Below are 13,670 nucleotides of genomic sequence, written 5' to 3'. Positions count from 1 at the left end.
GGCACCGCCGGTCATCCGCCCGAGGCGGGCTCGGGCTCGGGCTTGGGGCTTGGGCTCGGACTCGGACTCGGGCTCCGGCTCGGGCTCGGGCTCAGCCCGGAAGCGCCCACGCCTGGTTCGCGCCCCCGTTGCAGTCCCAGATCTGCAACCGCGTCCAGTCGGCCGTCGAGAAGCCCGGATCGTCGAGGCAGCGGCCCGACTGCGGATTGAGCAGCGACCCGTCGGGCCGCGCGACCCAGCGCTGATTCGCGCCGCCGTTGCAGGACCAGAGCTCGACGAGGGCGCCGTTGGCGGTGGCGGCGCCGGCGACGTCGAGGCAGCCGCCCAGCGCGCGGATCGCGCCGCCCGCGCCGGGAGCGACCGTCCACTTCTGCGCGGCCGTGCCGTTGCATGTGTAGAGCTGGACGACCGTGCCGTTCGCCGTGCCGCTGTTCGCGATGTCGACGCACTTGCCGGGGATGCCGGAGGTGATCGCGCCCGACGTCGTGACGCCGGTCGACGCGAGGGCCGACTCGACCAGCGACGCCGCCGCCCGCATGCCCGCCTCGTTCGGGTGGTACGAGGTCCGCCCGGCCGCGACGGTGTACTTCTCCACCCACGGCGTGGCCGCGCAGGCGTCGTGCCCGTGGCTCGCGCCCGCGAGGTCGACCAGCGTGGCGCCGGTCGCGTTCGCCGCGGTGACGGTGACGGCCGCCAGCCGCGAGGCGATGCCGCGTTCGTACGACGCCTGGTCGTCGGTGAGCGGCACGCCGGAGCAGACGCCCGAGTCGGGCAGGATCGTGAAGTAGTCGACCAGATAGACGCGGGCCTGCGGGGCCGCGCCGTGGACGGCGTTCACCACGTTCTCGATACGGCCCGCGAGTTCGCCGAAGGTCTGGTCGATCGCGTTGCGGTCGACGCTGCCGCAGTTCGAACCGCCGCTGGTCTGGCAGGAGTAAGTGCCGATGCTGCCCAGGTAGTTGACGTCATTGCCGCCGATCGTGACCGTGACGATCCGGGTGTCGGCGGTGACCGCGCTGATCTGCGGCGGCTGGCCGTTCTGACTGGTCGTCAGCACATTCGCCGTGGTGGCCCCGCCGCAGGTGGCGTCGGAGAGATTCGCCCCCAGGTCGCGGGAGACGAGGCTCGCGTAGTTGTTCGCCGAACGTCCGCACGCCGACGCTCCCGGGCTCGTCTGGAGCGGCGGAATGCCGGGCCCGGAGGCGAACGAGCTTCCCATGGCGACGTAGTCGAGGCCGGAGGCGGAGGCGGTGACGCCGGCGCCGGCGGGGCGGGCGATGACGGTCGTACGCGCGGCCGTGGTCGTAAGGGCGGCCTGGTCCGTCACGACCTGGTCCGTCGCGACCTGGTCCGTCGCGGCCGTTCCCCGCGCACGCGTGTCCGCCGAAACCGTCGGTGCGAGCAGGGCGGTCGCCGCCGCGGTGCCGAGGCCCGCGGTCACCACCCGGAGTATCAGGCGCCTGCGCGACGCCCGTGCGCTGTCGTGCGGACTTCTCATCGCGAGACCTCCACCGGACGGGAACCGTAGCGGGCAGTGTCGCTGGGGCGGCTACGACTCTGGCAACGTTGTCAGCAGCGGACAGTAGCACCGGGTGCGCGCCGCGCCAACAGGTTCGACGGACGCAAGTGACTGGAGTGGCTGGGGAGTTGACCGGAGAGAGGCTTCCGCTCCCGAGGGGGACCGGCCACGGGCCCGCGCTTCCCGCGCGGGCCCGCGGCGGCGACCTCGGCGACCTCAGTGCCGCTGCGTGGGGAACCGTCCGCACAGCCAGTTGCCCGGCTCCGCCGGGTCGTCGCTGATCCAGAACTGGCGCCACAGCAGGGTGAATTCCGCCCGGCTAAGGTGGCCGTCCCCGTTGAGGTCGAGGAGTTCGAAGACGCCGGTCATGTCGACGGGCCGACCGTTCCACGTCTCGACGAGCGTGCGGTGCTCCTCCGGGGAGATGACGCCGTCGCCGTTGGCGTCCACGGCCTCGAACACGATGTCGGCGGTGGCGACGACGTCCGCGGTCATCGTGGGCAACCGGTCGACGAGCGCGAGCAGTTCACCCCAGTCGACCGCACCGTCCCCGTTGGTGTCGCCGGTCTCCAGCAGCGCCGCCCACCAGCCCATCAGCAGCGTCTCGACCCGTGCGCGCAACTCCGTGCCCGGAGCCACCGCGGGCAGCCGGTTCCAGCGGGCGACGAGCGCCCTGAAGTCCTCCTCGCGCAGGTAACCGTCGCCGTCGGCGTCGAACGCGCCGAACATCCCCCTGAGCTTCTGCTCCTGAAACGCGCTGGCCATGAGCGGTCCCCCTCGACCTCGACCCGAACCACGAAGCGTCCGTGCCCGCCACCGCGCGGCGACAGCTGGCGAGAGCGGGCGACAAACAACGGTAGACCGGGGCGCGCTCGCGCCACCACAAGCACATACGTATGGACATTCACCCTTTGGGTCGCCTGACACCGTCTCAGATCTGTTGGATTCTGATCGTTTCATACACGACTGTCGTTCATGTACGTAGACCTGACTCCCGCAAATCCGCGCACACCTGGCGCGTACTGGCTACCGTCCCCACTCCCTTGTGAACCAGACCTCATGCACACCACCGAGCGCCATGTTCTTTTCTGGCTGGTTGTGTTGACACGTGTCATAGCGCATGTGACGGTTGCGCCAGTTGATCCTCACCCCTGAACGTGCACTGTTCGTCCATCGGCGGAAGTGAGAAACATGAGCTCAGGAATACGGCGGCGCAGCGTCCTCACGGCAGCCGCTCTGGGAAGCGCGGCCGGTCCACTCGCCCTCTCCGCTCCGGCGTCGGCACAGGCGGCAGAGGTGGCGCGGGCGACGGAACCGGCCGCCTCCGGTGGGTTGTCGGGGGGTGGCGGGCTGCCCGGCGAGGACGGGTACGAGCTGTGGCTGCGCTACCGGAAGGTGGACGACGCCGGGCGGCTCAAGCGGTACCGGAACGGCTTGAGTTCACTGGTGTGGGAGGGCGGCGGACCCGTACAGCGGTCGGCCGTCGACGAGTTGGCGCGCGGGCTGAGCGGGCTGCTCGGCAGACGCGTGACGCCGCGCGGCAGGGCGACCGGGGCCGCGGCCCTCGTGGTGGGCACCCCGCACAGCTCCCCGCTGGTCCGCGCGCTCGTACCGGCGAAGGCGCTGGCCGGGCTCGGCGACGAGGGCTACGTGATCCGGCGGGTCACCGACCGCGGCAGGACCCGTACCGTCATCGCGGCCAACGCCGACCGGGGGGTGCTCTACGGGGCGTTCCACCTGCTGCGGCTCGTGCAGACCGCGCGCCCGTTGGAGCGGATCGACGTCACCGAGCGGCCGGCGGCGCCCCTGCGCGTCGCGGACCACTGGGACAACGACGACGGCTCGATCGAACGCGGTTACGCGGGCCTGTCGTTCTTCGACTGGGACAGGCTGCCCCGGCTCGACGAGCGGTACACGGACTACGCGCGCGCCCTCGCCTCGATCGGCGTCAACGGCGCCGTGATCAACAACGTCAACACCACGGCGGCCTATCTCGCCGAGCCGTTCCTCACCAAACTCGCCGCGCTGGCAGGGGTGTTGAGGCGGTACGGCGTGGCGCTGTACGTGACGGCGAACTTCGCCGCGCCCATCGACATAGGCGGCCTCACGACCGCCGACCCGCTCGACCCCGGTGTGCGGGAGTGGTGGAAGAAGAAGGCCGCGGAGATCTACGGCAGGATCGAGGGCTTCGGCGGCTTCCTGGTCAAGGCCAACTCCGAAGGCCGCCCTGGTCCGTTGGACTACGGGCGTACGCACGCGGACGGCGCGAATCTGCTGGCCGGGGCGGTGAAGCCGTACGGCGGCATCGTGATGTGGCGGTCGTTCGTGCACGACACGGACGCGAACTGGGACCGGCAGGCGTACGTCGACTTCACCCCGCTGGACGGGAAGTTCGCGGACAACGCCGTCGTGCAGATCAAGAACGGGCCGATCGACTTCCAGGTGCGCGAGCCCGCGCACCCGCTGTTCGGCTCGCTGCCGCGTACCAACTCGATGATCGAACTCCAGGTGACGCAGGAGTACACCGGCCACTCCACGCACCTGTGCTACCTGGTGCCGCAGTGGAAGGAAGTCCTGGACTTCGACACGCTCAAGCCGGGCGCGGGCAGCACCGTGGCCCAGGTGGTGACCGGCCAGACGTACCCGTACACGCACTGCGGATTCGCCGGCGTGATGAACTTCGGCGACTCCAGGAACTGGACCGGCTCCCACCTCGCCGCCGCCAACACCCATGGCTACGGGCGCCTTTCGTGGAATCCGCAGCTCTCCGCCGACGAACTCGCGGACGAGTGGACCCGGATGACGTTCGGCAACGACGCACAGGTCGTGACGACCGTGTCCGCGCTGCTCCTCGGCTCCTGGCGCACCTACGAGGACTACACCTCGCCGCTGGGCACGGGCTACCTGACCCATCCGCCGGACGGCTCGGTCACCGGGCACTTCGAGCCGAGTCCGACCACGACCACCCAGTTCCACAAGTCCGACCGCAACGGCGTCGGTTACGACCGCACGCTCGCCACCGGCGACGGCTACACCGGCGTGTACGCGCCCGCGATCCGCGACACGTACGAGTCACTGGCCGACTGCCCGGAAGAGCTGCTCCTCTTCCTCCACCACGTGCCGTACACCCACCAACTGGCCGGCGGCGCCACGGTGATCCAGCACATCTACGACACCCACTTCTCCGGCGCGGCGCGCGTGGCGGACATGCGCGACGACTGGGACGCCCTGCGCCGCCGCGTCGACAACCGCCGACTCGCCGACGTACACGCGCAGTTGGAGCGGCAGGCGGCCGAGGCGGCCAAGTGGCGCGACACCCTGGTCGCGTACTGGTTCGAGCTGAGCCGGATACGCGACGAGCGGCGCGGCTGGCTCCAGGCCGTCGTCGCCCCGGCCGACACGGTCCTGCTGGGCGGTGAGCTCAACGAACTGCCCGTCCAGGTCGTCAACGCCACCGGCTCCGGGCTCCGTACGGACATCTCCCTCGACGTGCCCGCGGGCTGGCGGTCGCAGCCCGCGACCGCCTATGTGGACCCGGCGGGCGACACGACCGTGAAGCTGACCGTCGTCCCGCCGCGGGCCCCCGCGCTCACCACGATTCACGCCCTCCCCCGGTCCGGCTCCGTCCAGGCCCTCGACGCCTCGCTGCGCAGCTTCGCCAAGACCGTCGTCGTCCCGCCCGCCGCGCAGTGCCTGTACGCCCTCGACGCCGGGACCTCCTCGTCCCCCGTCCTCAGCGGCTACACCCGCCTCTCCCCCGGCTCCGTCTGGACCGAGGGCGCGGGCTTCGGCTGGGTCGGCGGCACACCCGAGGCCACCGACACGGGCCTGTTCGACGTCGTCCGCCGCGACTACGTCCGCTCCGCCGCCCCCACCGTCCTGCGCCTCACCCTCCCCGCGGGCCCCGCGACCGCCCATTTCCTCACCGGCGACCCCAACACCTTCAACCGCCCCCTGATCGTCCGCGCCGACGGCAAGGAACTCGCCCGCACCCCCCAGCTCGACGGCCGCGAATTCGCCTGGCTCCCCGTCCCCCTCGACGGCGGCCCCTCCGGCCGCACCGTCGACCTCGAACTCTCCACCCTCCCCACCAAGACCTGGCACCTCACCGCCTGCGTGGTCCTCGCGAACGGCTAGGGCGTGATCCGCCGGACGGGCCCTAGCCGACGCCGTCGATGACCGGCGGTGAGAGCGTGGCGATCTCGCGCTCGAAGAAGTCGGCGAAGGGCTCGCCCCGCGCGTAGAGCGATGCGAATCCCGCCCTGGTCTCCGCGATCAGGGCGGGATCCGCGTACCGTCTGGCCCCGTCCGCGTTTCCCTCGTCGTCGTACTGCACCTCGTAGATCACCACGTCGCCGAGGATCACGACCTCCGGCACCGTGCGCTCGCGCTCGATGTCCGCGATCGTCCGCGCGTCCAGGACCTTGATCCGGTCGCCCACGGCCGCGCGCAGGCGCAGCACGTGCAATTCCCACTGCACGTACGGCGTCACGGGGAATTCGACGACTCGGAGCCGCCGCTGCGCGACGCCCAGATCCTCCGCCTCGGCGAACTGCCGGGCATAGACCGGACGTCTTTCCTCGATGAGCGCGAGTGCTTCTTCCCAGCGCCCGGCGGCGAATGCTTCCCAGCTCGCGAAACCGCGCTCCTGGAAATGCTGCCCGCGTTCCAGCTTGTCCTGGCTCCTGACGCCGCTTTTGAGGACCCGGAAGAATTCCTCGTGGTAGGCGGGCCGGGCGAGGCGTTCGAAGGTGCCGTGGGGAAAGGAGTCAAACACTGGGAATGTCCGGTTTCGCCGCGATCAGCATGTTCCTTGGGATGACGACGAGTCGCTCATCGGAGCCGACCGAGACCCCGGCGGGCAGATTTCGCCCGAGGGAGGCCGTCAGATCCCGGCCGATGACGGCGATGTCGCCGTTCTCCAGCTCCCAGATGTCAGGGCAGTCGGGGGTGTCGGTCGTATTCCCCAGCTCCTGAGGTGATTTACCGAGGCGCTTTAAGAATGTGGTGTCAGGATCTGCTTCCCATGGTCTGGTCATGGTTGCCCCCAGGATCGGCTACGCACTGTCGTACCGCGTGCGGATCGTACCCGCACCGGCGTCACTACAGCCGGAGAGTACCCGAAAACCAGCCGCCTGGCATATGCCACCACAAGGCATGCGACCGCCTTCGCATGCCTATCGCAATTCGACTCCCGATGCAATAATGATCCGCGCCGGACACGGCCGGTCGTCGTTTTGACTCAAAGACAATACGATCACATTATTGAATGGTAAGGGGAGCTGTGGATCCGGAACTCGCGGTTCCCACGCGGACCACGCGTGACCGCGTCCTGGCGCGGTGGCACCACGTCCAGACCGGCCGCGTCCAGCCCCGCCGCCACCAGCGCGTCACCGAGCGGTGAGCGGTACGACCGGCGGGTCCATGGACGGCCGCGCCCAGGACGACGGCCGGGTCTACCAGGCATCGGGAGATCAGCACATCAGCGAGCACCACCACTACGACGGCGGGCCGCAGGCGCCGGCCGGCCCCGACTCGGTGCGCCGGCCCGCCGTCGGCCGTCCGCCCCTGGTCCTGCGGGACCGCACCGAAGTCCTCGACCGGTTGAGGAGCGCCCTCACCGCGGAGAGCGGCGACGAGATCTTCGTGCTGTACGGCATGGGTGGCTGCGGCAAGACCGCGGTCGCCCACGCCTTCTTCCAGACGGCCACCGCCGAGTACGGACGGGTGGGACTCTGGGTGAACGCCACGGACCGGGCGAGCCTGCGCTCCGGGATGCTCGCGGTCGCCGCGGACCGGGGCGCGGCCGACGGCGAACTGCTGGCCGCCCGCAACGGCTACCGGCCCGCGGCCGACCTCGTCTGGCGGTACCTCGCCCGCTCCCCCGATCCCTGGCTGCTGGTGCTCGACAACGCGGACGACCCCGCGATCCTCAGCGACGGCAGCTGGCTGCGCACCAGCCCGCGGGGCACGGTGCTGGTGACCACGCGCCGTGCCGCACCGCGCTGGTGGCCCGGCGCGGAACTCCAGCACATCGGCGTCCTGCCGCGCGAGGACGCGGCGCGCGTCCTGCGTGACCTCGCCCCGCACACCGGCACGCTCGCCCAGGCCGCCGAGATCGCCGACCGCCTGGGGCGCCTCCCGCTCGCGCTCACCCTCGCGGGCGGCTTCCTCTCCCACCAGGTCATAGAGCCCTGGACGATGGATGTGTACGGACGCCATCTGGAGGAAGAACTCCCCGTCCAGCTGCTCGACCGAGGGGCCGATGCCTTGAGTGATGCGGACCCCCGCCATCTGGTGGGACAGACCTGGCAGTTGACACTCGACGCCTTCGCGGCGCGCGGACTGCCCGAAGCGGTCGACCTGTTGCGTCTGATCGCCCGGCTGGCGCCCGAGCCGCTGCCGCTGCCGGTCCTGAACGACGACGGCATCAGCGCCGTATTACCCCGCGGTCGCGCCGAGTCGGCGCTGCGCGCCCTGCTCGACCACTCGCTCGTCGAGCGGGTCGACGTCGGCGACGACGCCGGGCTGCGCTGCGTTCTCGGGCACGGTGTGCTGCTCGACAGCGTCGTGGCGGCCACCCCGGCGGCGCAGGCACCTCTGCTCGACGCGACGGCCGGCCGGCTGCTCGGCGCCGCACTGCCGGACGTGCCCGACGCGGGGCCGTACGATCCGCGGCTGCGGCTCCTCGCGCCCCACGTACGCGCACTGCTCCGGCGGACGGGCGAACCCGCCGCCGTCGCGCAGGTGTTGGAGGTGGCCACCCGGCTGGCCACCGCGATGCACCGCACCGGCGACTACCCGTCGGCGTGGGAGACCGTCGGCTCAGCGGCGGACATCGCCGCGCGGACGCTCGGCGACGGACACCGGGCCGTACTCGCGGCGCGCTCACGCGCCGGACGGGCCTTGTTCCGGCTGGGCCGCTACGCCGAGGCCGAGGAGTCGCTGCGGCGCACGCTCGCGGCCCAGCGGCAGCAGTTCGGAGCCGACGACCCGGACAGCCTCGACAGCGCGCACGGGCTCCAACTCGTCCTGCGCAATCTCGGCCGCGCCGAGGAGTCGCTGACGCTCCTGTACGCCACGGCCGCCGGCCGCCAGGCCGCGCTGGGGCCGTGGCATCCGCTGACGCTGCGCTCCCGGTCGAGCATTCTGGCCGCGCTCGGCGCCGCGGAACTGACCGCGGAGGACGGACGCACGGGCCTGCTGTCGCTGCCGGGGCAATGCGCGGAACACCTCGGCGTCCACCACACCGTCTCCGTGGGCGCCCGCCACAACCACGCCTGGGCGCTCTTCCAGTTGGGCCGTCTCGAAGAAGCCGACAGCGAGATCGGCGAGGTGACCGAGACCTATCTGCACCGCTTCGGACCCGACTACCCCATCGCCCTCGCCGCCCGCCAACTCCAGGCCCGTACCCGCACCGCGCTCGGGCACGCGGACGAAGGCATCGGGCTCATGGACGACGTCGTCGCGCGACGCGCCCAGGGACTCGGCCGGGATCACCCCTTCACCGTGGCGAGCCGTGACCTTCTGCGGACGCTGCGCGCGGAGCGTCAGTAGGCGGGTCATGCTCGGGCAGTGGGCGACACGCTGCCCAGCCAGAGGGTGTCGCGGGCGCGGGTCATGGCGACGAAGAGCTGGCTGCGGCCGAGTTCCCGGCGCTCCCGCTCGGTCTCGGACAGCCCTTCGCCGCCGGTCAGCAGGGAGGTTTCGTAGCGCGGAAGGTAGACGCGCTTGAACTCAAGTCCCTTGGCGCGCCGGTAGCTTCCGAGTTTGACGCCCTCGACTGCGTGACCGGCGTACCGCTCCAGCAGGCAGACCGGGACGCCGGAAGCCGTGAGGAGATCGCGGTAGCGGCCGATGGCCCGTACGGACGGGCAGAGCACGGCGGAGTCGGCGCGCTCGGCGGGGGTCAGTGCCAACAGCGCCTCCAGCAGGGCCCGGTCGTGGTCCTCGACGGTCGGCCGGTCCACGCGCCGCACCTGGCCGTCGTGATAGGTCAGGTCGACTTCCCTCGCGCCGGAGCTGCGTACGCCGTCGATGTCCTCGAAGGCGTCGTCGGCGACCACCGCGAGGGCCGCGTCGAGGATGTTCTTGCTGTTGCGGTAGTTGGTGCTGAGCACCTGCCCGCGCTCGCCGCGGATGTCGATCCCCGCGTCCGAGAGCCGGAATCCCCCGGGGTAGACGGCCTGTTGCCCGTCCCCTACGAGCAGGAGGCCGTTGGGAGCGTCGCCGATCAGGGCGTGCAGCAACTTGACCCCGACGAGGGTCAGATCCTGCACCTCGTCGACGATGACGGCCGCGTACGGCGCGGCGTCGGTGGAGCTGCTCGCTTCGGCGAGCGCGAGGGTCAGCACATCGTTGAAGTCGTGCACGCCGCGTTCGACGCGCAGCGACTCGTACGCCTCGTAGAGTCCCCAGACCGCCTGCCGGTGGGGCCTTCGCAGGCCCACCCGACGGCGGCGGCGCGGCAGGACGGCGTACTCCTCGAAGGAGGTGATCCCGCGGCCCTTGATGACGTAGTCGATCTCGTCCTTCCAGTAGCGCGGCAACGGGTCGAGTTCGGTCAGCGGGCTGTCGCGCCCCGCGTGCGTCCAGGCGAGGCTGAAGGCCGTCTCGGCCTTGTCCCCGTTCAGATTCACCGGCACACCGCGGTCCTGCGTGTACTGCTGCGCCCACGAGTGCAGGCTGCGGAACTCCACCCGGTCGGCGACCGCCGGGGACATGGCGTGCAGGAACGTCTCCTGCACGCGAGGGAGGTTGCTGGCGAAGGTCACGTACAGGACGCGTCCTGTGGTGCGTTGGGCGAGGTAGGACGCGCGGTGCAGACCGACGACGGTCTTGCCCGTACCGGCGGGTCCGCTGATACGGGCGGGGCCCGACCAGTTGCGGCGTACGAGGGACACCTGGTCCTGGGCGAGGAAGGTCATCCACTGCTCGATCGGTGCCCGCATGGCGGCGTCCAGTGCGGCCTCGCGCATGCCGTCGAGGTCGAACAGCCCTGCGGGGGACGGTTCTTGGCGTCCGGGGCGCGGCACGGTGGCCGGTGCGGCGGATGCGCCGGGGGCCGGTGCGGCGGATGCGCCGGAGGCCGGTGCTGTGGCCGGCTCTGTGGCCGGCTCTGTGACGGACGATCCCTCGTACTCGGGGAACACCCGCTCCAGATGGTCGGCTATGACGCGCACCGAGGCGGCGTTGAGCCGGTGGCGCTCCGCCAGCAGAAAGGGGCCGACCTCGCGCTCGCCCAGGAGCCGCATCCTCCCCAGCGCGGTGTCAACGCGCTTGTCGGCGAAGACCATCAGCGGCCGGACCGCCACCGGGGACATCCCCAACGAGGCGACCGCCGTCTCGGCGGTCCTGGTCACGGCCGACAGCTTGCGCGCGTGCTCGTCCCTCACCTCACCGCCCGCGAGGAGCCGCCCGTCCTCCACCTCCGGGTCGGCGCGCCAGTTCTTGACGTCCACGACGAAGACACCGGCGGGTCCGACCAGCAGCATGTCCACGTTCGCGGACCGCGTACCCGGCCACCGCCGGTCCACCAGAAGCCGCCAGCCGCGCTCGGTCAGCATCAACAACTGCGCGCTGACCCGCTGTTCGCCCTCGCTCGCGCTCTCCCACTGCCGCGCCTGCCGCCGCGCCGCGTGCCACTGCTCCCGCAGCAACCGCTCCTGCCGACGCGCCTCCTGAGCCCGCCGCGAAGCCGATCCCCCCGCCGCCATGACCCACCCCCTCCCACGTAGCGCGACGATCATAGGACGCTCCGCTACGGAGCGGCAGGGGGCGTCGGACGGGGCGAAGTACGGCCGGACCCGCACCGTAGCGGCGCTGCGAGCGTCTCCGGAGACGTCACCCGGCTTCAGAGGCTGGCCGTCTGCTGCTGCTCCACGGGGCCGGTGGGCTGAGCGGGGATGCCGGGTTCGCGGTCGTTCTGGAGGAGCCAGAGGTCGTGGAAGAGGCCCGGGGTGTCCCGGAGTTGGGCGAAGGTGCCGTACTGGACGAGGCGGCCCTGGTCGAGGACGGCGATCTTGTCGGCGACGGTGACGTTGGTCAGGCGGTGGGTGACCAGGACGACGGCGCGGTCGGCTGCGAGTTCGCGCAGGCCGGTGAAGATGCGGTGTTCGGCGCGCGGGTCCAGAGCGGCGGTGGGTTCGTCGAGGACGAGGAGTCCGGCGTCGCGGTGGAAGGCGCGGGCCAGCGCGACGCGCTGCCACTGGCCGCCGGAGAGTTCCTGGCCGCCCCACCATTCGCGGGCCAGGAGGGTGTCGAGCCCGGAGCGCAGGGACGTGACGACCTCGTCGGCCCCCGACGCGTGGGCCGCCGTGTCAACTGCCCTGTCGGGGGCTTCGGTTCGGGGCTGGCCGAGGGTGATGTTGTCGCGGGCCGTCAGCGGCCACTTCGCGTACTCCTGGGGTACGACGGCCACGCGTGACCAGGCGGCGTGCGCGTCAAGGGTGCGGGTGTCGGCGCCGTCCCAGATGACGGCACCGCTGTCGGGGAGGTAGAGGGCGGACAGGAGTTTGCTGAGGGTGGTCTTGCCCGAGCCGTTCTCCCCGACCAGGGCGAGGACTTCGCCGCGCCGCACGTCGAGGCTGACGTCCCGGAGCGCGGGCCGGTCGGCGTGCGGATAGGTGTACGTGAGACGGTCGGCGCGTACGACGGCCGGGCCGGTCGGGACGGCGTCGCCCCGGGCGATGCGATGGCCGCCGGCCTCGTCCAAAAAATCTGACCAATCGTCAAGGTACATCCCGGTACGGAAGATGATGGCGCCGTAGCCGATGATGCCGTGCAGCCCCATGGCGACCGAACGCAGCGCGAACGTCGCCGTGCCCGCCGACGCGACCGACACACGGCCGGTGCTGATCAGGAACAGCAGCGCCGCCCAGACCGCTCCGGCCGCGACTCCCCCGGCCAGGCTCCCGACCAGCGACATCTTCGCCGCCCGCCAGGCGGCGCGGTCGGTCGCGGTGTCCACCCTGGCCCCGGCCGCCCGGTATTTGCCGAGCAGGAAGTCGGCCATCGTGCCCGAACGGATCTGGTCGGCGTGCTGCTTGTCGACCAGATTCCACCGCAGGGCGCCCAGCAGGCGGCGGTCCTTCATCGTCTCCAGCGACGCGAGGTAGTTCAGCCGCGCTCCCCGTACGCCCGCGATCGCCTGCGGCAGCGCCGCCAGGACCAGGAGCGGCAGCAACACCGGGTGGACGCTGGTCAGTACGGCCGCCGCCGCGATCAGGGAGGCGGCCGCGGCAAGGATGTTCTGCGACTGGTTGAGCATGTCCTGCGAGACCTCGACGCCCCGGTCGGCCGCGTCCCAGCGGTCGTTGTAGCCGGGGTGGTCGTACGCCGTCAGCTCCGCGTGCGTCGCCGCGTCCAGCAGCCGCAGCTCCGCCTCCCGCGAGATCCGCGGGGCCAGGCGCGTCGACAGACCCGTGACCGCGATGCCCAGCACCGCCCGTACGCCCGCCGCCGACGCCAACAGGGCCAAGGAGGGCGCGGCTTGGCGGAGCCGTTCGTCGATGTGGCCCGACGCGATGACCGCCGTGACCGTACCGGTCACCGCCAGCAGGCCGAGCGCTTCCAGCACGCCGGACAGGACTTGGCAGGCGAGCAGCGCGGTGACCGCTCTGCGGTCCACGTGCCAGGCCATGCCCAGGGCGCGGCGCACCAGTTGGGGCAGACGGCGGGCCATCGCACGCAGCGTGATCGCGTAACCGGCCTCCTCACTGCGGTCGCCCGGAAACGCCAGGCGCAACTCCTCGCCGGGCACGGTTTTCCCGTCGTCGTCGGCAGTCGCGGTGCCCGCCGGAGTCGTCGGGGGCAGGCCGGCCATCGGAGGCTGGTCCGTCGTCGGGGGCTCTTCGGTCGTCGGGGGTTCGGTCATCGGTGTACGCCCTTCGCCGTGACGTGGCGGTCGTCACCGGACCGGCTCGGCGGAAGGAGGACGAAAGCACCCGGCTCGGTCCGCCGGCTCGCCCCGACGCGACGCGGCCCACCAGTCTGCTCCAACCGCCCCGCCGCCACCGCCCGCTCGCCAAGCCCCGGTCGGCGCAAGGACGCAGCCGCACCCCGACGGCGTACGCCGGTCCGCTGCGGAGGCGGCGGACCTCCGCGACAGCGCCGTTGTCGTACCCCTGTGGTGAAGTGGGGGAAGGTGACG

General features: G+C 71.5%; 8 protein-coding genes. 2 read left to right on the top strand and 6 right to left on the bottom strand.

Annotated features, from left to right (window positions below; genetic code table 11):
- Positions 1-91: 91 nt before the first annotated feature.
- Positions 92-1,498 (bottom strand): ricin-type beta-trefoil lectin domain protein, encoded by a 1,407-nt coding sequence (locus tag BGM09_RS25970; protein WP_188284124.1) that lies wholly within the window; start codon positions 1,496-1,498, stop codon positions 92-94.
- A 237-nt stretch (positions 1,499-1,735) separates the two neighbouring features.
- A complete protein-coding gene (locus tag BGM09_RS25965; protein ID WP_188284123.1) occupies positions 1,736-2,284 on the bottom strand; it encodes an EF-hand domain-containing protein in 549 nt (182 codons plus the stop codon).
- 426 nt (positions 2,285-2,710) lie between these two features.
- On the opposite strand from BGM09_RS25965, the gene BGM09_RS25960 reads away from it, so the two are divergent.
- The gene (locus BGM09_RS25960; protein ID WP_188284122.1) at positions 2,711-5,656 is read left to right on the top strand and encodes an alpha-glucuronidase family glycosyl hydrolase; all 2,946 of its coding nucleotides are present in this window, start codon (positions 2,711-2,713) and stop codon (positions 5,654-5,656) included.
- A 22-nt stretch (positions 5,657-5,678) separates the two neighbouring features.
- Here BGM09_RS25960 and BGM09_RS25955 read toward each other — a convergent pair whose 3' ends face one another.
- Both BGM09_RS25955 and BGM09_RS25950 read right to left on the bottom strand, forming a co-directional pair.
- Positions 5,679-6,296 (bottom strand): DUF6879 family protein, encoded by a 618-nt coding sequence (locus tag BGM09_RS25955; protein ID WP_188284121.1) that lies wholly within the window; start codon positions 6,294-6,296, stop codon positions 5,679-5,681.
- Positions 6,289-6,558: a hypothetical protein gene (locus tag BGM09_RS25950; protein ID WP_188284120.1), complete on the bottom strand. Its 270-nt coding sequence runs from the start codon at positions 6,556-6,558 to the stop codon at positions 6,289-6,291. Before BGM09_RS25950 ends, BGM09_RS25955 begins: the two co-directional genes overlap by 8 nt.
- Before the next feature lie 385 nt (positions 6,559-6,943).
- On the opposite strand from BGM09_RS25950, the gene BGM09_RS25945 reads away from it, so the two are divergent.
- The gene (locus BGM09_RS25945) at positions 6,944-9,076 is read left to right on the top strand and encodes a tetratricopeptide repeat protein (protein WP_188284193.1); all 2,133 of its coding nucleotides are present in this window, start codon (positions 6,944-6,946) and stop codon (positions 9,074-9,076) included.
- 5 nt (positions 9,077-9,081) lie between these two features.
- On the opposite strand, the gene BGM09_RS25940 is transcribed toward BGM09_RS25945, so the two are convergent.
- Together BGM09_RS25940 and BGM09_RS25935 are read right to left on the bottom strand one after the other, a co-directional pair.
- Positions 9,082-11,235: a nuclease-related domain-containing DEAD/DEAH box helicase gene (locus tag BGM09_RS25940; protein ID WP_188284119.1), complete on the bottom strand. Its 2,154-nt coding sequence runs from the start codon at positions 11,233-11,235 to the stop codon at positions 9,082-9,084.
- Positions 11,236-11,372: 137 nt separating this feature from the next.
- Positions 11,373-13,394: an ABC transporter ATP-binding protein gene (locus tag BGM09_RS25935; protein ID WP_188284118.1), complete on the bottom strand. Its 2,022-nt coding sequence runs from the start codon at positions 13,392-13,394 to the stop codon at positions 11,373-11,375.
- Positions 13,395-13,670 lie beyond the last annotated feature (276 nt).

It is taken from the genome of Streptomyces sp. CBMA29 (assembly GCF_014596445.1).
GTDB lineage: Bacteria > Actinomycetota > Actinomycetes > Streptomycetales > Streptomycetaceae > Actinacidiphila.
Note: the sequence above shows the minus strand (reverse complement) of the source record. Positions and strands in the feature narration are given on the sequence as shown.

Bases quoted from the DNA above. Each gene is read 5' to 3' on its own strand.
- BGM09_RS25940 (WP_188284119.1), bottom strand. From the start codon at position 11,235: ATGGCGGCGGGGGGATCGGCTTCGCGGCGGGCTCAGGAGGCGCGTCGG.
- BGM09_RS25945 (WP_188284193.1), top strand. From the start codon at position 6,944: ATGGACGGCCGCGCCCAGGACGACGGCCGGGTCTACCAGGCATCGGGA.
- BGM09_RS25965 (WP_188284123.1), bottom strand. From the start codon at position 2,284: ATGGCCAGCGCGTTTCAGGAGCAGAAGCTCAGGGGGATGTTCGGCGCG.
- BGM09_RS25950 (WP_188284120.1), bottom strand. From the start codon at position 6,558: ATGACCAGACCATGGGAAGCAGATCCTGACACCACATTCTTAAAGCGC.
- BGM09_RS25970 (WP_188284124.1), bottom strand. From the start codon at position 1,498: ATGAGAAGTCCGCACGACAGCGCACGGGCGTCGCGCAGGCGCCTGATA.
- BGM09_RS25960 (WP_188284122.1), top strand. From the start codon at position 2,711: ATGAGCTCAGGAATACGGCGGCGCAGCGTCCTCACGGCAGCCGCTCTG.
- BGM09_RS25935 (WP_188284118.1), bottom strand. From the start codon at position 13,394: ATGACCGAACCCCCGACGACCGAAGAGCCCCCGACGACGGACCAGCCT.